Annotated in this window: 21 protein-coding genes; 6 read left to right on the top strand and 15 right to left on the bottom strand. The window is 59.9% G+C overall.

Annotated features, from left to right (window positions below):
• Position 1 precedes the first annotated feature (1 nt).
• From JFU11_RS06110 to JFU11_RS06175, 14 genes are all read right to left on the bottom strand, one after another.
• Positions 2 to 691, bottom strand: a complete 690-nt coding sequence (locus JFU11_RS06110; RefSeq protein ID WP_201121263.1) for a GNAT family protein — start codon at positions 689 to 691, stop codon at positions 2 to 4.
• Positions 692 to 783: 92 nt separating this feature from the next.
• On the bottom strand, positions 784 to 2,703 hold the full coding sequence (locus tag JFU11_RS06115) for a hypothetical protein (RefSeq protein ID WP_201060076.1): 1,920 nt from the start codon (positions 2,701 to 2,703) through the stop codon (positions 784 to 786).
• Complete coding sequence (locus JFU11_RS06120) at positions 2,700 to 4,004, bottom strand: oligosaccharide flippase family protein (RefSeq protein WP_123721090.1); 1,305 nt, start codon at positions 4,002 to 4,004, stop codon at positions 2,700 to 2,702. Before JFU11_RS06120 ends, JFU11_RS06115 begins: the two co-directional genes overlap by 4 nt.
• A complete protein-coding gene (locus JFU11_RS06125) occupies positions 4,001 to 5,002 on the bottom strand; it encodes a polysaccharide deacetylase family protein (RefSeq protein WP_123721091.1) in 1,002 nt (333 codons plus the stop codon). Before JFU11_RS06125 ends, JFU11_RS06120 begins: the two co-directional genes overlap by 4 nt.
• Positions 5,003 to 5,014: 12 nt before the next feature.
• Positions 5,015 to 6,151: a glycosyltransferase family 2 protein gene (locus tag JFU11_RS06130; protein ID WP_201060077.1), complete on the bottom strand. Its 1,137-nt coding sequence runs from the start codon at positions 6,149 to 6,151 to the stop codon at positions 5,015 to 5,017.
• A complete protein-coding gene (locus JFU11_RS06135) occupies positions 6,144 to 7,112 on the bottom strand; it encodes a glycosyltransferase (protein ID WP_123721093.1) in 969 nt (322 codons plus the stop codon). The genes JFU11_RS06130 and JFU11_RS06135 overlap by 8 nt, the downstream gene beginning before the upstream one ends.
• Positions 7,109 to 8,476: an O-antigen ligase family protein gene (locus JFU11_RS06140; protein WP_201060078.1), complete on the bottom strand. Its 1,368-nt coding sequence runs from the start codon at positions 8,474 to 8,476 to the stop codon at positions 7,109 to 7,111. The genes JFU11_RS06135 and JFU11_RS06140 overlap by 4 nt, the downstream gene beginning before the upstream one ends.
• Complete coding sequence (locus tag JFU11_RS06145; protein WP_201121264.1) at positions 8,473 to 9,564, bottom strand: glycosyltransferase family 4 protein; 1,092 nt, start codon at positions 9,562 to 9,564, stop codon at positions 8,473 to 8,475. Before JFU11_RS06145 ends, JFU11_RS06140 begins: the two co-directional genes overlap by 4 nt.
• Complete coding sequence (locus tag JFU11_RS06150) at positions 9,561 to 11,156, bottom strand: Wzz/FepE/Etk N-terminal domain-containing protein (RefSeq protein ID WP_201060080.1); 1,596 nt, start codon at positions 11,154 to 11,156, stop codon at positions 9,561 to 9,563. Before JFU11_RS06150 ends, JFU11_RS06145 begins: the two co-directional genes overlap by 4 nt.
• 17 nt (positions 11,157 to 11,173) lie before the next feature.
• On the bottom strand, positions 11,174 to 12,196 hold the full coding sequence (locus JFU11_RS06155) for a polysaccharide biosynthesis/export family protein (RefSeq protein WP_123721096.1): 1,023 nt from the start codon (positions 12,194 to 12,196) through the stop codon (positions 11,174 to 11,176).
• Between the two features lie 24 nt (positions 12,197 to 12,220).
• The gene (locus JFU11_RS06160; protein WP_123497613.1) at positions 12,221 to 12,865 is read right to left on the bottom strand and encodes a CpsD/CapB family tyrosine-protein kinase; all 645 of its coding nucleotides are present in this window, start codon (positions 12,863 to 12,865) and stop codon (positions 12,221 to 12,223) included.
• The gene (locus tag JFU11_RS06165; protein WP_123356224.1) at positions 12,866 to 13,612 is read right to left on the bottom strand and encodes a sugar transferase; all 747 of its coding nucleotides are present in this window, start codon (positions 13,610 to 13,612) and stop codon (positions 12,866 to 12,868) included.
• Complete coding sequence (locus tag JFU11_RS06170) at positions 13,609 to 14,667, bottom strand: NAD-dependent epimerase (protein ID WP_201060081.1); 1,059 nt, start codon at positions 14,665 to 14,667, stop codon at positions 13,609 to 13,611. The genes JFU11_RS06165 and JFU11_RS06170 overlap by 4 nt, the downstream gene beginning before the upstream one ends.
• Positions 14,664 to 16,016 (bottom strand): UDP-glucose/GDP-mannose dehydrogenase family protein, encoded by a 1,353-nt coding sequence (locus JFU11_RS06175; protein WP_123721098.1) that lies wholly within the window; start codon positions 16,014 to 16,016, stop codon positions 14,664 to 14,666. Before JFU11_RS06175 ends, JFU11_RS06170 begins: the two co-directional genes overlap by 4 nt.
• A 380-nt stretch (positions 16,017 to 16,396) precedes the next feature.
• Here JFU11_RS06175 and JFU11_RS06180 point away from each other — a divergent pair, with 380 nt between their 5' ends.
• The 6 genes from JFU11_RS06180 to JFU11_RS06205 all read left to right on the top strand — a co-directional run bounded on the left by JFU11_RS06180 (position 16,397) and on the right by JFU11_RS06205 (position 22,978).
• A complete protein-coding gene (locus tag JFU11_RS06180; protein WP_201060082.1) occupies positions 16,397 to 18,094 on the top strand; it encodes a sulfatase-like hydrolase/transferase in 1,698 nt (565 codons plus the stop codon).
• 193 nt (positions 18,095 to 18,287) lie between these two features.
• Positions 18,288 to 18,956, top strand: a complete 669-nt coding sequence (locus JFU11_RS06185) for an ABC transporter ATP-binding protein (protein ID WP_048394989.1) — start codon at positions 18,288 to 18,290, stop codon at positions 18,954 to 18,956.
• 1 nt (position 18,957) lies between these two features.
• A complete protein-coding gene (locus JFU11_RS06190; protein ID WP_123721101.1) occupies positions 18,958 to 21,429 on the top strand; it encodes an ABC transporter permease in 2,472 nt (823 codons plus the stop codon).
• The gene (locus JFU11_RS06195) at positions 21,419 to 22,492 is read left to right on the top strand and encodes a lipocalin-like domain-containing protein (RefSeq protein ID WP_201060083.1); all 1,074 of its coding nucleotides are present in this window, start codon (positions 21,419 to 21,421) and stop codon (positions 22,490 to 22,492) included. Before JFU11_RS06190 ends, JFU11_RS06195 begins: the two co-directional genes overlap by 11 nt.
• Before the next feature lie 62 nt (positions 22,493 to 22,554).
• Positions 22,555 to 22,797, top strand: a complete 243-nt coding sequence (locus JFU11_RS06200; protein WP_052965204.1) for a hypothetical protein — start codon at positions 22,555 to 22,557, stop codon at positions 22,795 to 22,797.
• A gap of 10 nt (positions 22,798 to 22,807) precedes the next feature.
• Positions 22,808 to 22,978, top strand: a complete 171-nt coding sequence (locus tag JFU11_RS06205; protein WP_201060084.1) for a hypothetical protein — start codon at positions 22,808 to 22,810, stop codon at positions 22,976 to 22,978.
• A gap of 553 nt (positions 22,979 to 23,531) precedes the next feature.
• On the opposite strand, the gene JFU11_RS06210 is transcribed toward JFU11_RS06205, so the two are convergent.
• Positions 23,532 to 25,394 carry an ATP-binding protein gene (locus tag JFU11_RS06210; RefSeq protein WP_201060085.1) on the bottom strand — a complete coding sequence of 621 codons (1,863 nt, stop codon included), beginning with the start codon at positions 25,392 to 25,394 and terminating at the stop codon, positions 23,532 to 23,534.
• Between the last annotated feature and the right edge of the window lie 173 nt (positions 25,395 to 25,567).

Raw genomic sequence — 25,567 nt, forward strand, 5'->3', positions numbered from 1 at the left:
TTCAGGCCACCGCCTCAGGAACAGGTGAACGGGACGGTTTACGTAGCGCATCCAGGCGTGAGTCGCTGTAACGGGTCTCACGAAAGAAGCGCCAGCGACCGAATAGTCGATAGACATGCTGGATGCGTCCTTGCTCTTGATAGCCCATGCGAATGTGCAGTTTCAGCGCCGGTATATTGTGGGCGTCGCAGACATCCACGACCGTGTTGCAACCTTGGGCCTGCATGGCTTTCCAGAGTCTCAGTTGCAGGTCCACCGAGAGCGTGGTGCCCCAATAGGCGCGAGCCAGTTCGCCGCCGAATTCGAAGAATTCGCCTTTCTTGACCGGGAACGTGCAGCCGTAGAAATGCCGGTCGTGATACTCCCGGGTGCTGCCCCAGATGAAGGCCACCGCATCGCCTTTGCCATCCAGATACATGTGCCCGGTGTAACCCTCGGTGGCCAGTTCTTCCATGATGTTGACCCGGTCACCAAAGTGACGGGCAAAGGCTGCGGTGTTGTGCACCGTGATGGTCTTCACTTGCAGCGGTGGGCAAGGCTTGAGCCGGTGGGGCGGTACCGGGCTGACCAGGTCACGCTTCATCCACAACAGTGCCCAGTGAGCAAACACGTAGCGCCGCCATACGACCCTGATCGTTGCACGCAGGCCTTTTCGTTTGATGTGTTGGCGAAGTTTCCCTAAGGCATTCATATCATTGCCTCCTGACAGGGACCGGTCGCGAGTGGCGTCCTGCAGCGCGCGGTCGAGCGCGGCGCGGTCGTGGTGATGCAAGTTGACAGCGTTCATGAGGCGCTCCAGCTCAAGGCGAACAAGGTTTCGCCCGGCAGGTCGAAGCTGACGCGACCGTCGTGACAGTTGAATTGAGCGCTACGACTGCGGCTGTCGGCACCGAAGTACACCAGCGCTCCCTTGGCCAGCGGGCACGTCGCCCCGACCAGATCGACACGCTGCAAGCGCACCCCCTTGTTGACCCCCAGTAAACTTCGCTGGCGTTCGGTGGCCATGGCCAGCACATCGACTTCAAAGGCGTCGTTGTCCAGGCGCATGACGTTTTTCAGCCAGTGCTGCTGGATGAATTGCTGGGCCAGGCCCACCGGCTTGAGTTCGAAACGATCGCCGCCCAGCACCCGCACCATGCCTTTGGGGTAAGTCGGTTCGTCGGCGGCCTGGAACCAGTTGAGCATGTCCAGCAACCCGTCCTGGGCCGAGTTGATGACCACCGAGGTCCACCACAGCGAGGCAAAATGGGTTTCCTGATCGTAGGGGCTCAGGCTTGAGCCGCTGGACAGGTTGGTCTGATCCAGCAGCAAGGCCTTGCGTGGCCGGCCCTTGGCATCGAGGCCTACCAGCTCGGCGGCACGGCGCACGCTGTCGCGGTAGACCCGCGTCGCCAGCAGGTCGCGAATCATCCATTCGTGCCAGGCGAGGGCGTCGATCTGCTCGCCGGATTCGGCCAGCAGGCGCCGCGCCCAATCGATACCGCGCTTGTCGACGGCGTTGTCGGCGAACGGGCCGTTGACGAAGCGCGAAGTGGCGGGCATGGCGATGCGCACACCGGCCTTGGCGTTGGCCGGATCGCTGCGCACTTGCCGGGCCATGCTGTTGAAGATCGCCTGGTAGTCGGCGTAGCTCGGGTAATTGAGGTTCGGCTCGTCGGCGAACGCGATGTAGTGCGTACCGTTGCCGCCGAGGGCGCGAGTGGCGGCGAGCCAGGCGTCGAGGCCGGCGTTGCTTTGGGTGTCGGCCCGCAAATCCGCCTGACGCTGGCTGCCGGCCAACAGCGTGAGGTCCTGCGTGATGCCGAAGCGGTTCTGATAGAGCTGGCGGAACGCATCTTCGTGGTGTGGATTTTGCGCGGTGACGTCAACGAAACTGTAATAGGTGCCCGCCTGGGGCTTGAGGGCGTCGAGCGCTGCGAAACTGGATTGAGGGGGCACCACGTAGGGCAAATAAATGCCCAGGTTCGGGGTGGGGCCGAGCAGCTCTTTGTGCAGGGTCAAGCGGGTCTGGCCATCGTCCTCGCGCAGCGGTTTGAGTTGCTGCGGGTTCTGGGCGAACAGGTTCGCCGTGCCATCGAGCCAGAACGCAACCTTGCCGCTGCCTTGCAGGCGCAGGCGCCAGACCTGTTCGTCCTGAGTGACGGGCAATGCCAGTTGATCGAACTGCCAGTAGGCGCGATAGGGCTTCAGCGCCAGGGACAGCTGTTTGTTGTCGCTCACGCGCTGAGCCTGCAGGGTGTTGATCCCACCGTGAAACTTGCCGGCCAATACTGCGTGTTCCCCCGGCGCGACCTTGAAATACAGCTCATCGCCGCCGCGGGTTTCGGCGCTGAAATGCACCTTGGCCGGGGCGAACAACGCCACGGTGTGTTCGTCGTGTTCGATCGTGTAGCGACGGAAACTGTAGCCCGGAATTTCCAGTCGATAACTGGCGGTACTCGGCGCCAGCGGCCAGCTCTGTTTGCCTCGGGTTTCACTGGCGGCGATCAGGCGTTCGCCCTTCAGGTTGCCGGTGCCATCGAGCAGGTACAGGTGTTCTTCGTTGGCATCGGCTTGCCATGCCGGAGCCCAACGAATAGTCAGCGTGTCGGGACGATCCGTTTGCAGGTACAGGCTGCCGTCGCGAATATCAGACCAGCGCATGGGCGCCGCCTGGGCGCTCAAACCGAGGCCCAGGCTCAACAGCAGCACGAGGCGTTTCATGCCGATTTCCGCTGCAGCATCTGAAGCATCGGGGCCACATCGCTGGGCAGGATGATCAGGGTTTGCCAGACCGGTACGCCGCTCAACCGGCAATACATCACCAGCAGCGCGAGGGTTACCGCCAGGTAGGCGATGGACGATGCCGTCGCGGCGCCAACGATGCCGTAAATCGGGATCAGCAGCAGGTTCAGGGCCAGGTTCAGCAACGCGCCGAGGCCCATTAACAGTGAAATGGTGCCGGGGCGATTTTTGCCCAGCAAATCCAGGCGCAGGATGCTCGCATAGCAAAGGCCGAGCAGCCCCGGCAGCAGCGCCAGCAACGCCGGGTAGGCTGGCTGATAGGCAATGCCGAACAACGTGATGATCAGCCATTCACCGATCACCGCCATGGTCAGGCAGGCGCCGAGCATCACCGTGGCGGTCAGGCGCAGGGCCAACGGCGTCAGGCGATCCATGCCTTCGTCCTGTTGTAGCAGGCGTTTCATCAGCGGCGTGGTCACCGCTTCCGGAACGATCAGCAGCAGCTCGGCGGCGGCGCTGGCCATGGCGTAATGCCCCAGCGCCGTGCTGCCGAGCAGAGCGCCGATGAACAGGAAATCGGAGCGCAGAATCACCTGTTGGAACAGCAGGTCCGGATGGCTGCGAGCGCTGTAGCGCAGCAGTTCATTCTGGCTGGCGCGGTCCCATTGCAGCGCCAGGGGCTGAGCGCGCTTGAGCCAGAACCACCCGGCCAGCACCACCAGGCTGAGGCCAGCCAGCCAACTGATCAGCGCCGCTTCCAGGGCAGCGTCTTTCCACATCCAGAACAAGGCCAGAAACAGCAGCAGTGGCGCCAGGGATTCCACCAGCCGCAAGGCATTGAACGCCACCACACCGCCCGACGCATTGTGCAAGGTCAGCAGGCCGCTCTTGAGCACGGTCAGCGGCACCGCCAGGAGCAACAGCCAGGCGAGCAACCCCAGTTGCGTGGTGATGTCGAGTTCACCTCCGAACTCCCGCACCAGCGCCACCACCAGCAACGTCAGCAAACCCGCCAGCAGGCAACCAAACACCAGCACCTGGCTCAGTAACAATCCCATGGGTCGTTGCTTGGCCGCCTGATACCCCACCGCCGAATTCAGCCCGCCGCTGGTGGCGGCGCTGATCAAATCGGGCAGGGTACTGAGCAACGCGAACAGACCTCGTTCGCTGGGCCCCAGAATCCGCGCCAGCAATACGTTGCGCAGCAGGCGCAGGCCGATCATCACCAGTTTGGTGCCCATGCTCAGGGCCAGGTGTTTGAGGTAATGACTGCGACTCATGGCCTGGCTCCGCGGTAGATGCGCCAGGACAACAACTCCGGATTGCGCGCGGTGCGCTGGCTGATGCCGATTCGCGGCAAGGCCAAGGGATCGCTGATACCACGATAAATCCCGGCGACGGTGCCCAAGGCAAACGGAAAATCATGGTCCGCCACGTGTTCGCGCACCCGCGCATCATGGTCGCCATTGGGGTAGCAGTAGACCGGCAGTGGTCGGTTGCAACCGTTCAGCAGGGCATTGCGACTGCGGCTCAGTTCCTCATCCAGACGTTGATCGTCAAGGTCGGTGAGAATCGCGTGGCTGGCGCCATGGGGACCGAAGCGGATCAACCCGCTGGCTTCCAGCGCGCGTACTTGATGCCAGTCCAGAGCCTGGGGCAACGACTCCTCCGGGCATTGATCGGTGAGCCAGTTCAGTTCGCCCGCAGGCAAGGTTTTCAGACTTTGCAGAAAATGCAAAAGCGCCAGACTACGGCGCTGCACATCCAGGTCATCGAGCAGCACCGGTAGCGGTCGCCCAAGCTGTTGCAGGCATTCAATCAAGTGCGTCCGGGCTTTTTCACCGTGGCTGTGCCACAGGGTTTCCCCCAGGCTTTCCCACCAGAAGCGTTGTCGGCTGCCAATGAAATCGGTGGAGAGAAAAATGCTCGCTGGCACCTGATACTTTTTCAGCAACGGGAAGGCATTCAGCGCGTTGTCGCGCCAGCCGTCGTCGAAGGTCAGGGCGACTTTTGGCCGCTCGGTTCTGATGGCACCGGGTTGCAAGATCTCCATCAACGGCACGCATTCGAAGTTTTTTTTCAACCAAGCGAGCAGATGTTCGAACGCCTTCGGCCCGACGCACAGTTCATTGCGATGGGGCAGGTCGGCGGCGCGGTCATTGGCCAGCACCCGGTGCAGCATCAGGATCACCCCGGCACCGTGCAATTGGTGACGGCCTACGGGCGAGTTGAGATAAAGCCAGCCACTGGTGCGTTTTAATAATTGTTTGATCGCCATGGTGCGGTCCTTTCAACGATTTTGCTCGGGGTTCCATTGCGCGTACCGCTGGCCGCGCAGGAACTGCCACAGACCGATACTCATCCCGGCAAGGGTCACCAGAACAAACGCGGCGAGGCGAAAGGGTTTGGGCAAACGGTGTTGCACATCCAGCAGGCCGACGATGGCCATCGCGTAACCGAGCAGTTGCGCGATCAGGCTCAGGCGATAGAAGCCATGTACATTCCACAGCCAGAAATTGCTCAGCAGCAACGGCACCAACAGGATAGGTGCCAGGCGTCGAATCAGCTTGTGGCTGATCAGTGCAATCGCGTACAGGCCATACCGCCAAGGGTTCAGCATCTCCCGGCGCTCGGCCAGGCTCTGCAGGCCGCCGACGGTGACGCGCTGGCGACGACGCCATTGCTTGGCGATTTCGTCGACGCCCTGGTCGCTCACTTGTGCTTGGGGCACATAGACGATGCGTTTGAACGCCACCGGCGCACAGGTGCTGATAAAGAAGTCGTCATTGACCTCCGCCGGCACGTGCTGGAACAACTCGCGACGCAGGGCGAGCAGGGCGCCGTCGGCGGAGACCATGCAGCCGGTGCGATTTTCCATCTTGCGCAACCAGCCTTCGTAATGCCGATAAAGGCTGTCGCCCAGGCTCAAGCCCTTGCCCGGCACCGGGATCAGCATGTGCCCGGCACAGGCTCCGACCTCGGGATCGGCCAAGGGCGCGAGCAACTGGCCGAGGGTGTCGGTCGACCATTGGTTGTCGGCATCGGTGAACACCAGAATCTCACCCGTGCTCAGGGCGACGCCGGCATTCAAGGTGGCTGCCTTGCCCTGACGGGGCAGGTCGAGCACGCTGATGCGCGGGTCGATAACCTTGTGGGCGCAGGCCACGGTGTCGTCGGTGGAGCCGTCGCTGGCCAGAATGATTTGTAGCGAACGCGCCTGATAATCCTGAGCGAGCAGGGTGCGCAACTTCTCTTCGATATGCCGGGCCTCGTTGTGCGCGGCGATGATGATGCTGACATTCATGGGTTGTGCTGGTGCATGACGCCGCACGCGGAACAACGGCGCGATCAGCGTCAGCAGCAGTGGGTAGCCGAGCCAGGCATACACCGGCAATAGCAGGCACAACCAGAAAATGAATTCAGCCACGGGCCGGCCTCCTGGCATTCCAATGACACAGGCTCAAGATGAGCGCGGCGCCGGCCAGGTGCAGGCGCACCCAGTGCAGGCCCCACAGTTGCAGCATCAGGCGAAGGTCGTGGTGTTTCAGGCTCTGGCGCAGGCTCTGGGCGAGCGCTGGCAGGCTGGTGACGAACAGCATTAATAGCGCCAGTCGGGGGGAACCGTTGAGCAGGGCGGATAGCGCCATGAAATCCAACACCCAGGCGATGATCGACAGCATCGGGAAACGCAGTAAACGCAGATTCATGCCGTGGCTGCGCAGTAATTGCAGATGACTTCCCTGACGCCAGAACTCCTTGCCCATCCATTCGCGCCAACTGCTTTCGTAACCCCAATGCAAGGCAACGCTCTGGTTGACGGACAGCAGGCGTGCGCCAGAGTGGGAAAGGCGCATGGTGAAATCTTTGTCTTCGCCGGTGCGCAGGTTTTCGTTGAAACCGCGGACCTTGTCGAACCATGGGCGACGCATCAACAGGTTGGAACTGGGCAGCCATCGCACTGTTTTCATCGTTTCATCGTTCGGGCGCAACGTGCGGCGTTGCCAGGCATTGGCATACCACGGGGCTTCGGCCGGGGTGTGCAGGTCCAGTCCCAGGACGTCGACCTGAACTGCGGGTTGGATGCTCAACAACAGCGTGAGCCAGTCCTCGGGCACTTCGATGTCGGCATCAATGAAGGCCAGCCATTCGCCTGTGGCAACGGCGGCGCCGCGATTGCGCAGCGCGCCTATCAGCAGGCCCGGCAGAACCAGCACCTGCGCGCCCATTTGCCGCGCAATGTGCGGCCCTTGATCCTTGGAACCGTTGTCGGCCACGATCAACTCGCATTCCAGCCCTGCGGCATTGGCGGCGCGTTGCGCAGCGAGCAGGGTCCGGGCGATGTGTCGGGCTTCGTTGTACATCGGGATGACGAGGCTGATGCGGCTCATGCCTTGGCCTCCGTCGGCGGACGTTCTTCAGCCTTGAGGCGCAACACGAAAGTCAGGGCGAGCATGATCCACAGGTATTTGTGATTTGGTGCGCTGAGGAACATCAAAAACAGCATCAGCGACAGATAGCTGATGCCCAGGTGTGTGATCAGGTCGGCCTGTTCCCAATCCCGTCGCAGCAACCAGGCATGACGGGCACGGATCAGGTTGTACATCCCAAGGCCCAGCATGCCGACGAACAACAGCCCGGCGGGAATCCCCACTTCGCTGAAGATTTCCAGGTAAGTGTTGTGAGCGCGGCGGTACAGGTCACTGGGCTTGCGGTTGGCGGAAAACACCTTGGCGTAACCGGTGGTGGCGTAGTGCAGCGGGAAGGTGCCGGGGCCGGAACCGAGTAACGGGTGCTCACGAATGATCTGGCTGCCGACCAGGATGTACGACGTGCGGCGGCCGAGGGATTCGTCCTGGCTCTTGGCGCCGGCCTTCAAAATGCTCAAGGACTGAATGCGTGCGATGTAACCGGCCGGCATTGAATAAATGGCCAGCGGGATCACGATCGCAAGACCAAGCATGGCAAAACCCAAGTGGCGCGGACGGATGCGTGGCAACTGCGCGCGGTAGTGCCAGGCGCCGATCATCAAGCTGATAAAAAGCACCACCAGCCCGGAACGGGAATCGGTCTTGGTCATGCCGCCCAGCAGCAAAATGCAGCAGCCACCCCAGAACAACCGGTGCAACAGGTTCGGGCTGCGAATCACCAGCAGCAGAGCCAATGGCACGGCGAAGGCGATCAGCAGGGCAAACGAGTTCGGGTCTTCCAGCAGCCCGGCGGCTCGGCCCTGGTCCTGATACTTGGTGGAGAACATGGCCAGCGCGCTGGTCGCGCTGACGCTGAGGGTCACCAGCCGGGCGAACATATCGAGGTTCAAATCACGGCCGATCAGCAAGGTGATTACAAACAGAACCAGGCCGACGCTCAGATCCCGCAGATGACTCTGGGACATGTCCAGGTTGTCGGTATTGATCATGCTCAACAGGTACAACACCATGAACCAGATCAGGTAGCGCCAGATGTTGCTGCGCAGGCGCTCGGACGGAATCTGGTGGATAGCCAGTTGCAACATCACGATCAGCGCCAGCGAAGCGCCGATGAATTTGGTGCCCGACAGCGCATTGCCCTTGAAGAAACCTTCAAACGGCACCAGCGCCGCGATGCCCAATAAACCCCAGGCAGGTTTTCGGTACAGCACCGCGACAGCCACCAGGCCGAGCACCGCGCCTGGTGCCAGATAAGGATAAGGACTGGCTAGCAAACCAAGGCAGACCAGGGCGAGCAGACTGACGATCGAGAGCGGAAAGATCACGCGCGTGCCTCCCGTGCAGTACGGATATAAAGCTGCGACCAGCGTTCGGCCAAGGCCTTCAGGTCGTAACGGTCCAATTGCGTACGTCTTGCGTTGTCGATCAATTCGCGAGCCAGTGCCGGCTCACTCAGCAGCGTGTCGATCTGCCGGGCGAGGGCGGCGCTGTCGGTGGGTGTCGCCAGCAGGCCGTTGTGCCGGTCCTCCAGCACATCGGGAATCCCGCCGACGCTGAACGCCACCACGGGCACTCCGGCCTGCATCGCCTCCAGTAAAATCATCGGCGTGCCCTCGGTGCGCGAGCTGATCACCAGCGCATCGAGTTGCTGCCACCACCGGTTCATGTCGGTCTGATAACCCGGCAAGGTGATGCGTTTGTGCAAGCCGGCAGCGGCAATCCGCGCCAGCAGGGCTGCCTGTTCCGGGCCGTCGCCGAGCATCACGGCGTCCAGTTGCGGGTGTTGCTGACAGAGCGGAATCAGGGCATCGAGAAACAGGTCCGGGCCTTTTTCATTGCTCAGTCGACCGACATAGCCCGCCAGCCAGCGCGGGTGTTGGGTATTGTGTGGCTGCAGGTCGCTGGCCTTTGGCAGACCATTGGGAATCACTTGCAGTTTCTCCGTCCGGACACTGGCCTTGCGATGCAATACGGCGATGCTTTCGGCCACGCAAACAACGCGATGCACCGACGCCGTGCGGCACAGTTGCAAGCTCAGCCAGCCGTAGAGGCGTTGCTTGCGACTGCGCGGGGTGAAACCGTGTTGGGTAATCACCAGCGGCAAGTCCAACAACGTCGCACTCACCCAACCAAATAACAGACCCTTGAAATTGTGCGTATTGATCAGCGGCTGTTCAGCCCGCCGCTGACGTAAATGACGCAGCAATTCCCTCAAACCCATGAAGCTGCGGCAGTCGACCCCAGCCTCGCGAAATCGCGCGATCAGCACTGGCGGCGCATCGAGAAACAGCACCTGGTGCTGCCCCGGTGTCGCCAGGCAATGGTCCAGCAGCATCCGCTCAGCCCCATAGAAGCCGCCGCTGCTGATCAAATGCATGATCGGCAGAGCGCTGGCGCTGAGCGGCCCGTTCAATGGCGCACCCAATGCACGAAGCTATCCACGGTCCAGTTTTTGTGCGGATTGTTCGGCATAGCGTCTTGCTCGTTGATCACCAACAGCACCGGCAAGCCCAGTTCATGGGTGATTTGCGCTGGGTGTTTGAAGCGGTGATCGAAGAACTCACGCACGTAGACGAAGGCAATCGCCAACAGCAGACCGGTCAGCATCCCGAACGGAATGATCAGCAGCGGTTTGGGAAACGCCGCATCGGTCGGTTCGTACGGCGGGCTGAGTACCCGGGCGTTGGACATATCGTTGTCCAGCAAACCGGCGGAGCTGCTTTCGGCAAAGCGTTGGGCATAGGTGGAGAACGCCGCGTGCAAGGCATTGATCTCGGTGTCCATCTGCGCAAGCTTGCTTTGAGCCACTTGCAACTGATGGATGCGGTCCTTGAAGTCGGTGATGCGCGCGGTTTTCTGCTTGATCACCGAGGTGACAATCGCCAGGTCGTTGGTGCGCTCCTGAATCCGGTTGCTGACGATTTTCAGGAACTGCTGACGGGTGCGGGAAATCTGCTCGCGGGTCAACAGCATCGGTTCACTGCCCGGCTGGAACACCGCCAGGTCGTTCATGTAGCGGCTGACCTGAGTGGTCAGTTGCTCACCGAGCTGCCTGATCTCGCGGTCTTCGAACGCAATGTTGTCCACCGTGGTGGTGAAGGTGAAGGGGAAGGTGTACTCGCTGAGCCGGGACGTATTGGTGGCTGACGCCAGGGCGGTTTTCAGGTAGTCGAGCCAGCGCTGGCTTTGCAGCAGGCGATCCTGATACAGGTTCAGGGCCTGTTCCTCGGTATTGATGGCATTGAGGCGGAAGGTAATTTCTTCCTTCGGATCGGATGAACCCACGCCTTCGAGCAACGCCAGCCGCGTGCCTTCCAGGCCATCGAGACGCACCTGATATTGCTTCTTCTTGGTTTCGTAGAAGCTCTGCGGCAGGTCGATCGATTGCAGTTCCTGACGGCTGGCCAGGTAGTTTTGCAACAGCGCCGCGACAAACCGGGTGCCTTGGGCGGGATCGCCAAAGCTGTAAACAATGGAGATCACGTTGGAACCCGGCAGGGTTTCGATTTTCAGGTTATCGATGGCTTGCTGGGTGAAGACATCCAGGTCGGTATCGCGCACGGGATCGGTCTCAAGCCCGAATGCATCGCGCACCGGATTGACCACGTATTCACGCAAAGGGGTGGTCACATAACGCTTAATCGGTTCGGTCACCAGTTTGCTGAAAATCCCGGGGTTGGGCGCGTATTCGCCTTTGTCCCGCAGGTCGCTGATGGTCTGACGGATCAGGGCCGGCGAACGCAGGATATTGCTCTCGGTTTCCATGTCCGCCAGTGACGGTGGAATGAAAGAGGCATCCCCTTGGGTCAGGGACGTGGTGGCGTCTCCCTGGGAGAGTTTTTTGGACTGCACGATCACCTGCGCGGTGATATCGAAGCTCTGTTTGAGCATCAGCGGCAAGATCAGGGCGATCACTGCAAAGATCAGGAAGACTCGTTTCACCAACTGTTTGTTAGCGAAGAAAATCCTGAAGAACTCATGCAGGTAGTTTTCCTTTGGGTTCATGGTCGGTCACCTGAGCGTTAGTTGTCGCTGTCTTTGTTGTCGACGCGGTAGGCGAAACCGAAGCCCACCCCTTGGAACAACACCACGTCCGCCAGTTGCCGCGCGAGCTCACCGGCGCTGGCCAGTTTGGTCTTGGGCACGTAGAGCATGTCGTCCGGTTGCAGGTAGGCAATCTGCGAGGCGTCACCGGACAAGGCTTTTTCAACGTCGTAGTGCACGGCCTGCACATGGTTGCCGGTGCGGCGCATGATCACCACCGAATCGAGCCGTGCCTTGACGTTAGTGCCACGGGCCAGGGTCAACGCTTCGAGCACCGAGACCGGCCGGCGAATCGGGTAGGAGCCCGGTTGCGCGACTTCACCCAGCACATAGATTTCGTTGCCCGACGTGGATTTGAGCATGACGTCGACCCTCATCCGCCCCGGCAGTTGCGCGTAACGTTGATTGAGGAAAGTTTCCAGTTGGTTGACCGTCATGCCTTGCAGCGGAACGGAGCCTATTTCCGGGAAACTCGCATAGCCGTCGTTGCCCACCGTGATCTCCCGGGTCATACCGCTACCGGGCTGGCTCAGGTTGCTCTTGAGGTTTAGCTCGTTGCTCAGCGGGCTGGTGACCAGCACCGTCACCTGATTGCGATTGGGCTGAAACAGGGATTTGCGCTCATAGGCACGCTGGATCTCCTGCCGCGCTTCGACGGCCGTCAGCCCGCCGATTTTCACCGCGGTATTGGCCCCCGGCAGTTCGATGGTGCCGTCGGGCAGCACCAATTGAGTGCCGTTGAGCTGGCTGGCCGCGGTGAAGTTCAGGGCGACCTGGTCACCGGGCTGAATGCGGTAAGCCCCCGAGCTACTGGTGCTGATGTGGAAGATCACATCCAGCACATCCTTGGGCCGCAAGGTCTGTTCAACCTTGGGCATGTCGGTGGCCTGGGCATTGGCCGGCTCGGCCGTGAGAATCTGCACCGGCATTTGCTGGGTTTCACTGGTGCTGGAGCAACCTGCAAGCGGCAGCAACAGCAGGAGAAGCATTTTGGCGTTCATGGCGTCATCCTTTTCTGCGGTTGCTTACAGGTTTTTGTAGAGCCATTTGGGCATGTAGTACTTGCGCCGGTTGAAGACGCTGCCCACCAGTTTTGCGCCAGCCTGAGTCAGGCGCTGGACCGCGGCCTGGGCCACTTCCCAGCGCGTGTCTTCGGCGCGCACCACCATGATCACGCCGTCCACCAAGGTGCTGATGACTAACGTGTCGGCGGCTGAATACACCGCGTCGCCGTCGATCACCACGAAGCGATACCGATCGCCCAGTTGGTTGAGCAACGGGGCCAGCTGTTCAGTCGTCAGGTGTTCGGCGCCACGGATGTGCCGCCCGTTCGGCAGGATGTGGAAGGGCAGGCTGGAGACGTTCACCAGGCAGTCCTGCAGCAGTGGCGGCGAGGCGTTGAACAGCAGGTCACGAAAACCGCGTTCTTTGGTCAGCCCCAGCTGTTGCGTGAGGTTGCCCTCCGACTGGCTGGCGTCCACCAGCAGCACTTGGCCGCTGCTCATTGACGCCAGTTGGCTGGCCAGCGCCAGGGCGCTGGTGGTGGTGCCGGCGCCTGGATTGGCGGCGGTCAGGAAGAGGATCCGCAGATCCAGGTCGAGCACGGTCGAGGTCAGGTTGGACTCGCTCGGGCTGGCGATGGTCAGGCTTTTATTCGATGAACCGTCCATTTAACTCGCTCCGTGGCCGCTGAATACTTTGAAGGGGGTTTTCAACAGGATCTTCAGATCAAGCAAGAGGCTCTGCTCGGCGATATAGCTGAGGTCCAACTCAACGCGCTGGTCGAAGTCGATATTGCTGCGCCCGGAGATCTGCCACAGGCCGGTCATGCCGGGGTAGATGCTCAGGCGTGCAAGGTGGTTGTCTTTGTAGCGATAGGCGTTGAACGAGGTCGGTCGGGGACCGACTAAACGCATGTCGCCACTGACTACATTGATCAGGTTGGGCAACTCATCGAGGCTGCTGCGCCGCAGGAAGCCGCCGATGGGGGTAATGCGTGGGTCGTCGTCGATCTTGAAGTCGATGGCGTCGGCACCGTGCTTGTTCAGGTGCCGCAGGGACTCCTTGAGCTCTTCGGCGTTGCTCACCATGGTGCGGAACTTGTACATGCCGAACAGGCGGCCGCGGTAGCCGGTGCGCTTTTGCACGAACATCACCGGCCCCGGGCTGCTGAATTTGATCACCAGCGCCAGGCCCAGCAACACAGGGGAGAGCAGCAGCAAAATCACCAGCGCGCCGAGGCATGCAACCACCCGGTTGGTTCGCGACAGGGTCCAGGGGCGACCACCGTCACGACCGGTCAGCCAGCCGCGACCCTGCATGTGGATCGCCGTATCCAGGCGCATTCGATGTTCGGGGTCCAGGCGTTTGTCACGCTGCATGTGATTGAGCAACACGCCTTTTTCTTGTCCAGTCATAGAGTCCTCCGCTGAAGCCCTTCCGCGAGTGGCGAGTGGGCGTTGCGCAGTGGGTAGTAGTCACGGAACCAGGCGATGAATCGTCCGAGTCCTTCATCCAGCTCGATCCGTGGCTGGAAACCGGTGGCCTGGGCCAGATCACTGGCATCGGCGCAGGTGTTGAGCACGTCGCCCGGTTGCAGGGGCAGCAACTCGACGAGGGCTTTTTGTCCGAGGTGTTTTTCCAGCAGCGCCAGGTAGTCCTTGAGCTCCACCGGTTGTTGTCCGCCAATGTTGTAAATGCACCATGGCGCCATGCTGCTGGCCGGGTCCGGTTGTTCGCGGTTCCACTGCGGTGCCGCTTGGGGCGCGCGTTCGATCAGACGGGCGATGCTCTCGATGATGTCGTCGATGTAGGTGAAATCACGCTGGTGCTGGCCGTAGTTGAACAGCTTCACCGGCTGACCTTCGGCAATCGCCCGGGCGAACTGGATCGGCGACATGTCTGGCCGGCCCCAAGGCCCGTACACGGTGAAAAAACGCAAACCGGTGCAGGGAACGCCGAACAGATGGCTGTAGCTGTGGGCCATCAGCTCATTGGCTTTTTTGGTCGCGGCGTACAGCGACAACGGGTGGTCGACGCAGTCCTTGACCGAGTAAGGCGTGTGCTGGTTGGCGCCGTACACCGAACTGGACGAGGCATAGATCAAGTGCTTGACCGGGTGGTGGCGGCAGCTTTCGAGGATGTTCAAAAAACCGCTCAGATTGCTGTCGACGTAGGCCCGGGGATTTTCCAGGGAGTAACGCACTCCGGCCTGAGCCGCGAGGTGAATCACTACCTCCGGTTGCTCGCGCACAAACAGAGCGTCGAGGGCTGTGGCGTCGGCTATATCGACTTTCGCGAGCTGGAAATCGCCGACTTGCTTGCGCACCCAATCCACGCGGTCGTGCTTGAGCTGCGGGTCGTAGAAGTCGTTGAAATTGTCCAGGCCGTACACTTGATGCCCATCGCGCAAAAGCCGCAACACGCAATGGGCACCAATGAAACCGGCCGCTCCGGTGACGAGTATCTTCATGGCCGTGGCGCCTCGGGAGCGATGTGCCGAAGCCCGATGCCGCTGTAGTGCAAACCGGCCGCCGCCACGTGCTCCGGGTTGTAAAGATTGCGCCCGTCGACGATCACCCGCGCACGCAGTTTGCTCGCCAGCAGATCGAAGTCGACCACACGGAAATTTTTCCACTCGGTGCAGATCACCAGTGCGTCGGCATCTTCCAGAGTGTCGTCGCGGGTGGCGCACAGGTGCAGGTCATTGCGGTAGCCGTAAATGCGCCGGCACTCGGACATGGCTTCCGGATCGTAAGCCTGCACGCTCGCGCCTCCGGCCCACAGCGCCTCCATCAGATATCGGCTGGGGGCTTCGCGCATGTCATCGGTATTGGGCTTGAAGGCCAGGCCCCAAATCGCGATGGATTTGCCGACCAGGCCATCGGGAAATAGCGCCTGCAGTTTGCTGAAGAGGATGTGCCGCTGGCTGTCGTTCACGTCGGTGACGCTACGCAGCAGACGCAATGGCATGCCGTTGTGTTCGGCGGTGTGCAGCAGGGCACGCAGGTCTTTGGGAAAGCACGAGCCGCCGAAGCCGCAGCCGGGGTAGATGAAGTGGTAACCGATGCGCGGGTCCGAGCCGATGCCCTTGCGCACCGCTTCGATGTCGGCCCCCAGCAACTCAGTGAGGTTGGCCAATTCGTTCATGAAACTGATGCGGGTGGCGAGCATTGCGTTGGCCGCGTACTTGGTCAGCTCGGCGCTGCGGTTGTCCATGAACATGAGCTTTTCGCGGTTGCGGCAGAACGGCGCATAGAGTTCGCTCAATTGGTTGCGCGCTTCATCGTCATTGGTGCCGACGATGATCCGGTCCGGGCGCATGCAATCGGCCAGGGCGCTGCCTTCCTTGAGAAACTCCGGGTTGGACACCACCCGCACGTTCAACGCCTCTTTGCCACGGCGTTGCAGTTCTTCGTTAGCGGTGCTTGCCACCTGGTCCGCGGTGCCCACCGGCACGGTGGACTTGATGATCAGGGTGCGGTCTGACTCCATGAAACTGGCGATCTGCCGAGCGACATTCAGCACATGGCTGAGGTCGGCGGAACCGTCTTCATCGGCGGGAGTGCCCACCGCGATGAAAATCAGTTCGGCGTGTTCGACCGCGTCACTGGCCTGAGTGGAGAAGAGCAGGCGACCGGCCTTGATGTTGTCTTCCAGTGTGTTGGACAGTCCCGGTTCGCTGATCGGGGGCACGGCTTGTTGCAGTTGCTTGATCTTGTTGGGGTCAATATCAACGCACAGCACACGATGTCCGACATCGGCCAATGCCGCGGCTTGTATCAGACCGACGTAACCCGTACCAAATACGCTCACGTCCATATTGGCGTGCCTCGTAAAACGGTGGATGTAACTGAAATGAGACTGTCAAAAGGGGTATAGCCCAGCCATGGGAAAGCGAGTCAGCAAAATGACGGGTAACGCGACCGGGAAAACCCCGATTTCACGGGCTATTTGCCATCAAGTGCTTGCCGCTGCTGGATTTGCCGCGGTTTTGAGGGGTTTCTGACGGTTTGAAGAAAACGATAAACGGTCGTAAGGCTTGAAACACAAGGGTTACAGACGAGTGAGTGTGTCAGATTTGAGGCAACGTTTTTTTGACGCTTTACGAAAAAAACCGGCATTTCTTGCGCTTCGAGGGCCCGGTGCTAGTGTCAGAAAATGGCCGACAACCCATTGGCCATGGAGGTGCTGTAAACACCATGATCCATTACCTCAAAGAACTGCTGCTGGTTCTGTATCTGCTCAAGAATTACGACTACTACCTCGATCGTCTTGACGCGCTGGGCATCGGTTTCCCGATGCTGTTGTTTGGCGCAATGTTCGTCGTGCTGACAGTGGCGCTGTTCATGACCGCGTACATCCGCCAGACGCTGATCCGTCACCTGTTCGCGTTGACGATGTTTGGCTCGGCGGTGTTCTTCGACGTCTATACGCAAGTGACTGCCGGTTACATGACCTACAGCAGTTTTGTGTCGCTGGTGTATTCCGGTGGGTTCATTCAAGAGGCGGCGTTCCAGTACCGCGATGCAATCATCAGCGGGCTGGTCAGCGGTTTATTGCTGCTGTTCGGTATCGGGCTCAAGCCGCGTCGACGGGCGCCATTACCGGGTGCACTGTTGGTGGCGGCGCCAGTGCTCGGGGTGCTGATGCTCAGCGTAGTACTGTTCGTACGGGCCGGTGAGGGCGCCCGTGGCTTGCCGATCATGTACACGCCGTTGGCCTATTTGAATCTGTTCACCTATGAAGCGCTGCACAACACCGTCGGCCCGCGTGAACCGGTGAGCCTGACGCGCATCGATCAACCGGTGGGGCACGACATTGTGCTGATCATCGACGAAAGCATTTCCGGCAACTACCTGGACATCAACACGCCGTTCGGTGTGCACAGCAACCTCAAGGAACCGCGCCCGGGCGTGGACATTTTCAATTACGGCTACGCGGCATCCATCGCCAATTGCAGTGCCGACACCAATGTCACCCTGCGCTACGGTGGCACCCGCGGCGACTACATGCGGATTAACAGCACGCTGCCGTCGATCTGGCAGTACGCAAAAAAGGCCGGGCTGCGCACTGTTTACATCGACTCCCAGCGCACCGGTGGCAACTTGCAGAACCTGATGAACGCTGCCGAAAAAAAGGACATCGACGAGTTCGTGCAATTCGACCGCACCAGCGTGCGTGAGCGCGACATGGCCGCGGCGGCCAAGCTGATCGAGCTGCTCAACGACGGTAAGCCGCAGCTGGTGGTGATCAACAAGGTCGGCGCGCATTTTCCGGTGCACGACAAGTACCCGGACGCGTTTATGGCTTACCGTCCGACATTGCCCCGAGGGCGATTTGTCGAAGTGGCGGACACGGGCAAACGTGATGGTTTCAACGGTCAGCCAGATGATTGGTTGCTGTACCGCAATGCCTACAAAAATACCGTGCTGTGGAATGTCGGCGAGTTCTTCGCACGGGTTTTCGCTCAGGCGGATTTGAGTCATGCGCTGCTGATTTACACCTCGGACCATGGGCAGGATCTGCATGAGCGCGGTAACCCGGGGCTCAATACTCACTGCGGTGGTGATCCGGTGGAGGAGGAGGGATTGGTGCCCCTGGTGGTGATTTCGGGCAGCGGTTTGAAGACCCTGGACTGGCAGGCGCAATTGCCGGCCAACAAGGATCGCTCCAGTCACTACAACATCTTCCCGACGTTGCTGCAGGTGATGGGTTATGACCTGGCGGGGATCGAGGCGGTGTATGGCAAACCGTTGAGTGTGCCGACGGGGGACGATTTCACCTTTAACTATCGGTTTAATGCGCGGTTGGGGGCCAAGCCGGAGTGGAAGCATATTGACCTGAACAGCATTGTGACGCCGGGGCGGGTGGTGCCGAGTGTGGCGGTGGGGCAGTGAGATTTTCGATGGGCTGATCTGGCCTCATCGCGGGCAAGCCCGCTCCCACAGGGGCGATGGCGTGCGCAAAGTTTGGGTTCGCCTCGATCACTGTGGGAGCGGGCTTGCCCGCGAAGACGTCAGACCGTTCAACCCAAGATTATCGGGTGTACTCTCTACCCTTGCCCCCACTCATCAAAAGAGTTTCCCCTTCATGCTGCACGTCCAGGGCGTCTTCAAAAGCTACGCCACCCCCCAAGGCCCATTGCCCGTGCTGCAAGGCGTCGACCTCACGTTGAAGCCCGGCAGCAGCCTGGCGCTGATGGGGGAGTCGGGCAGTGGCAAGAGCACCTTGCTGCACCTGATCGCCGGGCTGGACAAGGTCGATCGCGGCAGCATCCGCAGTGGCGAGCATCGGCTGGAGCAAATGAACGAGAGCCAATTGGCGAACTGGCGGCGGACCGAAATCGGTCTGGTGTTCCAGCAGTTCAACCTGATCGGCAGTTTGCGCGTTGAAGACAATCTGGCGTTTCAGGCACGTCTGGCCGGGCGCCACGATCCACGTTGGCAGGCGCATCTGGTGCAACGTCTGGGGTTGGGCGATTTACTGCGACGCTATCCGGAGCAGCTGTCTGGTGGGCAACAGCAACGGGTCGCCCTGGGTCGCGCCCTGGCATCGCAACCGAAACTGCTGCTGGCCGACGAGCCCACCGGCAGCCTCGATGAAGCGACCAGCGATGAGGTGTTGAAGTTGTTGCTGGAACTGCTCGACGACAGCCCGACGACGTTGTTGATGGTCACTCACAGCCCACGAGTCGCTGCGCGGTTGGCAGACAAAGTGGTGCTGCACGGCGGCCGTCTGGCTGGCGCGGACGAGCGCTGAGGTGCGGGTTTTTCGCGAGACGCTGCGGGCGCTGCTCAGCCATTGGCGCCAGCATCCGGTGCAGTTTTTCAGTGTGCTGACCGGGCTCTGGCTCGCCACCAGCCTGCTGACCGGCGTGCAAGCGCTGAACAGCCAGGCGCGAGAAAGCTACGCCCGCGCCAGTCAACTGATCGGCGGCGAACCGCAAGCCAGCCTCAGTGCACCCAGCGGAGGGGTGTTTTCCCAGCAAGTGTTTGTCGACCTTCGTCGTGCGGGTTGGCCGGTATCGCCCGTGTTGCAAGGTCGGGTGACGCTCAAGGGCCATGAAGACCAGCGCTTGCAGTTGATGGGCATTGAGCCGGTGTCGCTGCCGACCGGTTCCGCAGTGGCCGGGCGGTCATTGCCAATCGAGCAGGTTGTCGAGTTTTTCACCCCGCCGGGCAGCACCTGGATTTCACCGCAGACTTTACAAGCGTTGGGCTTGCACGAAGGTGAAACCCCGGTAGCCCAGAGCGGAGTCACCTTGCCGCCACTGCGTGCCCAGACCGACATGGCGCCCGGCGTGTTGCTGGTGGACATCGGCTTCGCTCAACAGATTCTGCAATTGCCCGATCAACTATCGCGCCTGCTGCTGCCCAAGGATTTCAGCGCGTCCCTGCCTGATGCGTTCAAGGGCCAACTCCAGCTCAAAACCAGCGGCGAAGAAAACAATCTCGCGCGCCTGACCGAGAGCTTCCACCTGAACCTCGATGCCTTGGGCTTTCTGTCGTTCGTGGTCGGCCTGTTCATCGTTCACGCGGCGATCGGCCTGGCGCTGGAGCAACGCCGAAGCTTGCTCAGAACCCTGCGCGCCTGTGGGGTCAGCGCACGCATGTTGATTGCCTGCCTTGCCGTCGAACTGGGTGGCCTGGCGCTCATCGGTGGTATCGCCGGCGTCGTCAGCGGCTACCTGCTGGCCGGCGTGCTGTTGCCGGACGTCGCCGCCAGCCTACGCGGCTTGTACGGCGCCGAAGTGCCGGGGCAATTGAATCTAAGTCTGCTGTGGTGGTTCAGCGGTATCGGCCTGAGCCTGTTCGGCGCCTTGCTGGCCGGCGCCAACAGTTTGCTGCGGGCGGCGCGTTTGCCGTTGCTGGCGCTGGCCAATCCGCAAGCCTGGCATCAGGCCCACGCGCGCTGGTTGCGGCGTCAGGGTTGGGTCGCCGCGATGGCTGCGGTAATCGCGTTATTGGCGTTGAGCTTCGGCGACAGCCTGAGCAGCGGCTTCGTGTTGATGGCCGCATTGTTGATCGGCGCCGCACTGGCCTTGCCGGTGGTGTTGAATAGCGTGCTCGACTGGGTGCTTGGGCGCAGTCGTTCGGTGCTCGGTCAATGGTTTCTCGCCGACTGCCGCCAGCAACTGCCGGCCCTGAGCCTGGCCTTGATGGCGCTGTTGTTGGCGCTGGCGGCAAACATCGGCGCCGGCAGCATGACCGCCGGTTTCCGCCAGACGTTCGGCAACTGGCTCGAACAACGCCTGACCGCCGAGCTGTACCTCAATCCGCAAAATCCCGCCCAGGCTCGAGAACTGCACACCTGGCTCAAACAACAACCTCAAGTCACCGCAGTGCTCCCGAACTGGCAGGTGTCGATCCAGTTGCAGGGCTGGCCGGCGGATGTCTTTGGCGTGATCGATCACCCGACGTATCGTCAGCATTGGCCATTGTTGGAAGCCTTGGGTGACAACCCTTGGGAGCGACTGGCCAAGGACGACGCGTTGATGCTCAGCGAGCAACTGGCGCGGCGGTTGAAGGTGCGGCTCGGTGATCATCTGACGATCCCCACGCCCAATGGCCCATGGTCGCCGCGGATCGTCGGGATCTACGCCGACTACGGTAATCCCAAGGGGCACCTGCTGGTCAACATCAATCACCTGTTGCGCGGCTGGCCGCAATTGACGCCCAACCGTTTCAACCTGCGCATCGACCCGGCGTCCATCCCCGGATTCCTGACTGCATTGCAAACCCGCTTCACCCTGGATGACAGCCGCATCGTCGATCAGGCCCGGCTCAAGGGCTGGTCCACGCAAGTGTTCGAACGCACCTTCGCCGCCACCGCCGCGCTCAATAGCCTGACGCTTTGTGTCGCGGGCGTGGCGCTGTTCATCAGCCTGCTGACCCAAAGCCAAAGCCGCCTCGGACAACTCGCGCCGCTGTGGGCTTTGGGCGTAACCCGTCGCCAATTGATGCTGCTGAACCTCGGGCAAACCTGGTTGCTGGCGGTGCTGACATTGGTGCTGGCATTGCCCTTGGGCATCGCATTGGCGTGGTGCCTGGACACGGTGATCAACGTTCAGGCCTTCGGCTGGCGCTTGCCGTTGCGGGTGTTTCCATTGCAACTGTTGCAGTTGATGGGCCTGGCGTTGCTCGCCACATTGCTCGCTTCAGCATGGCCGCTGTACTCGCTGTATCGCACACAACCGGCGGATCTGCTGAGGACGTTTGCTCATGCAGATTAAGCTCGGTGTGTTGTTACTGGCCGCGCTGCTGAGCGGATGCGACAACACGCCTGCGCCGGAAAAAGGCTTCGCCGGCCTCGGTCATCAGGCCGAGGCATTTACCCCAGTGGTGCCCGGGCGGGTGTTCAGCTTCCCGGCAGACCACGGCCCGCACGATGGCTTTCGCATCGAATGGTGGTACGTCACCGCCAACCTCAAGGACGATCAGGGCCAGGAGTTCGGCGCGCAATGGACGCTGTTTCGCAGCGCCTTGAAAGCGACGCCCGAACAATCTGGCTGGAGCAATCAGACCATCTGGCTGGGCCATGCGGCCGTGACTTCCGCCACGGCGCATCATGCCGCCGAACGCTACGCCCGAGGCGGCGTCGGCCAGGCCGGAGTGAGCCTGACGCCGTTCAACGCATGGATCGACGACTGGCGTTTCAGCAGTCAGGCCACCCATGAAGAGCCTCTTGCGGACCTGCAACTCAGCGCCCGCGACAAGGCTTTCAGCTACCAGCTTCGACTGACTTCCACACGTCCACTGGTGCTTCAGGGAGACAAAGGCTACAGCCAGAAATCCGAACAAGGCCAGGCTTCGTACTACTACAGTCAGCCGTTTTTCCAGGCCAGCGGCACCCTGGAAATCGACGGCAAAACCTACACCGTCAGTGGCCCGGCCTGGCTCGACCGCGAATGGAGCAGCCAACCCCTGACCGCCAACCAGACCGGTTGGGACTGGTTCTCCCTGCACCTGGACAGCGGCGAAGAAGTCATGCTCTACCGCATGCGGCAAAAGGACGGCGCGCCATACCTCACCGGCACCTGGATCGATGCCCAAGGCCAGACGCAGCTATTGCATGCCGACGACATCAGCCTCACGCCTCAAGACACCGCCAACGTGGCCGGGCGTTCGATGCCCGTGAGCTGGTCGATCAAAATCCCCGCCAAACACCTCGAAATCACCATCAGCGCCCTCAACCCCAAGGCCTGGATGGACTTGCGCATTCCCTATTGGGAAGGACCGGTGCGGCTCAGCGGCAGTCATGGCGGGCAGGGGTATCTGGAAATGACCGGGTATTAACCGGAACTCTCGCCGCCACGCCGTTTTCCTACGTAATGAAGCCCATTTCACGGGAGCCCGCCATGAGCGACGACCTCAAACCGCCCACCCTCGCCACTTGGCAGCGGCTGTTCGACGACAAGGCCTATTGGCAGCAATCTCCCGACGCGCATTACAGCGAATTGCTGCGCATCGCCGACGATCTGCTGGGGCAGGGCGCCATTGACCTCGATCAATGGCAGATCCTCAAAACCAAGGCCGATCAATCCCACAAAGACTCGCCCGCCGTGAACGTCGCCCACGAAGTCGACGATCCCGAAGCCTGAGGAAAACCCCATGAATCCCAAACCGACCACCCTCGGAAAACCCGACGAACCCCGGCCTCCAGGCGAAGTCGAGCGCGACAACGACGCCTTGCGCCCCACCGACCCGACCCGGCGCAAGGAAAGCGGCAAGGGCACAGACAGCGGCGAATCCACCGCGCAAGAAACTGCGAACACTCCCTGAGTAGCGTCTATGCAGGCGAAAATGAAAGATCTGAACGTAGAACAGAGCGTTGTGGTGATCGATACCGATAGGTCGAAAGTGACCCGCCATCCCGCAAGTTGATCATTACTTGTACATATTGATTGTTCTTGTGCTGATAGTTGTATAAGAACAATCAGTTTTAATGGTCGGACTGGTGAGTTTTGGAAGTTTGTAGACGCTTTGTAAGCAAAGCCTTACGAAATATTACGTGCAGAAATTTCATGTTTATACACGAGGACATATCGGCCAAATTCTATTAAAATCCTTCCCGTTCGCCCGGTGTCAGGGCTCTTTACCGGTGCATGGATTGCCAGGCCATTACACTGGGCGAACACCTCCTCTGGAACGCAATGTTTAAAAGTTTCGGACATAAAAAATGGGCGACCTTGAAGTCGCCCATTTTTATTGGGCGATTTAAAGCTGTGTCCGCAACCGCCGCCCGCGCAAATGCCTGCTACAACGCAGCGTCATCGCCAAGCGCCTCGCCCAGGGAACGCGTTTCCAACCGTTGAGTCACGCTGCGAATGTGCCCTTAAATTGCATCCACTACCGGAGTGCTGGCCTGGAGTTGCTGCCGGTAGTTGGCCGCACGCTGAAGCACTCGGGTCAAGGCCATAAAGTTCGCCGGTTTGGTTAAAACGTCATTGGCACCCGCGGCCCTGAAACGCTCTATCTCGCTCGAAAAAGCGCTCGCGGTGAAAGCAACGATGTAGCAAGTATCGCCCAATGGTAGTTTGCGGATTTCACGAATGGCCGCTAGCCCATCCATAACAGGCATGTTGATATCCATAAAAATGATATCTGGAGTCGAAGTCATACACTGATTGACCGCCTCCAGGCCATCTGACGCAAGGTCGGGTGTATAGCCCAACTCCTGTAGCATCGCCATGGCAACTTTCTGACTCACTGGATGGTTTTCCACCAGCAGGATATCGAGCGGGTAGTCCCCGGCAAAAGATGAGTCGAAACCCACCACTGCATGATCGTCCCCGATGGGTATTTCCGAGACTGAAAAAAGCTCCATGGGGAGTGAGAAGGAGAACGTCGATCCGACGCCAGGCTGACTGGTGAAAGATAAAGTCCCATGCTGCGCCTCGACCAGATTTTTGCAGATTGAAAGACCTAGCCCACTCCCGGTAAAGCGTTGACTGGCCGGCCCTTTGAACTGAGTAAAGGGCTTGAATAGGCTGTTTTGCCGTTCCGCGGGGATACCTATGCCGGTATCGCGTATAGAGAAGTCGAGTCGGGCTTGAGGGCCGTAACCGCTAGTCGTGACCATGAGCGATACCGTTCCGGCTTCGGTGAATTTGACCGCATTGCCCAACAAGTTGAGCAATATCTGGCGAAGGCAATCGGTATCGGTTTTGACCAGGGAAGGTACGTCCGGTGAGACTTGGACCTCAAGTGCTATTGGCTTGTCCTGAATGTTTTGTCGGATCATTTCAATACTGGATAAAACCAATGCTCTCACTTCGAAAACACGAGGTTTCAATTCAAGTTTGCCCGCTTCGATTTTTGCAAGGTCGAGAATGTTGTCGATAAGAGACAGCAGGGCTCGTCCACTTGTATTAATCGTTCTTAGCAGACTGCTTTGCTCGGGGTTCAGGGCGGACCTCGCCAGCAACTCGGTCGCGCCGATAACACCGTACATGGGCGTACGGATTTCATGACTCATGGTGGCCAAAAATCTGGTTTTTGAACGATCAGCGTCCTCGGCGGCATTTTTTGCCTGATTCAATACCTGTTCGTTTATTTTCAATTGCTGGAGATGAGCACGCATGCGTAAAAGGCTGAGGGCGAGAAATACCAGAATGGCCAGGATGATATGGTGCAGGGAGTCCTGATTAAGTTGGTGGTAGTAGTCCGCCAACGTAATCTCCGCGCCAGTAACATAAATCGTACCGTCCTGCGATTTCATTGGGACGAAGACGGCGCGAAAGTCTCCCCAGTGATCCGAGTAGTCGATCCAGGTGGGTTCGGTGCGCTCGAAACTGTCGAGCAAAGCCTGACTGGCATCCGGATAGGGATCGAAAAAACGTACGAAATTCTGCTCTTGAATTTCTTTTTTCGATGCGCTGGAACTGACCAGATAAGCTTCACCCGCGCGTTTGACTACGCTATAGACAAAGGCGGTGCCCATGGACTCGTTGAACCTGGAGAGCCGCTGAATGGAATTCCAGTCTTCTGTCTCCGATTTGGACTGTTTGTCGATCAAATTGTCATGGTAGCGGTCGCCGAGGATGGCCGAAGCGCCCAACGCAGCATGCAGCAATTTGTTATTAATGTTTTCAGTGAGGACTCCTTGAGTCTCGACGTAGAGGTAGTAGATATAGCCACTGACACCTACGATGTAGACCAAGAGTAAAGCCCATGTTTTCCGCCTGAGTTTGAACATTTATCACAGCCTCCATACTGCGCGCGGAAGTATAGTTTGAAGGTTGGTTGAAAACCATGGTTTTGTTTTTCGCTGTTTCCAGGTGAGGCGGTGAGGTGTTAGTTGACCAAAGAGCCAGTTTTTTGGGTTTTTTGTACCCACGATGTTGAGTCGATTTTTTGGATTGATCAGAA

Origin of the sequence: Pseudomonas sp. TH37 (genome assembly GCF_016650735.1) — a bacterium.
Taxonomy (GTDB): Bacteria; Pseudomonadota; Gammaproteobacteria; order Pseudomonadales; family Pseudomonadaceae; genus Aquipseudomonas; species Aquipseudomonas farris.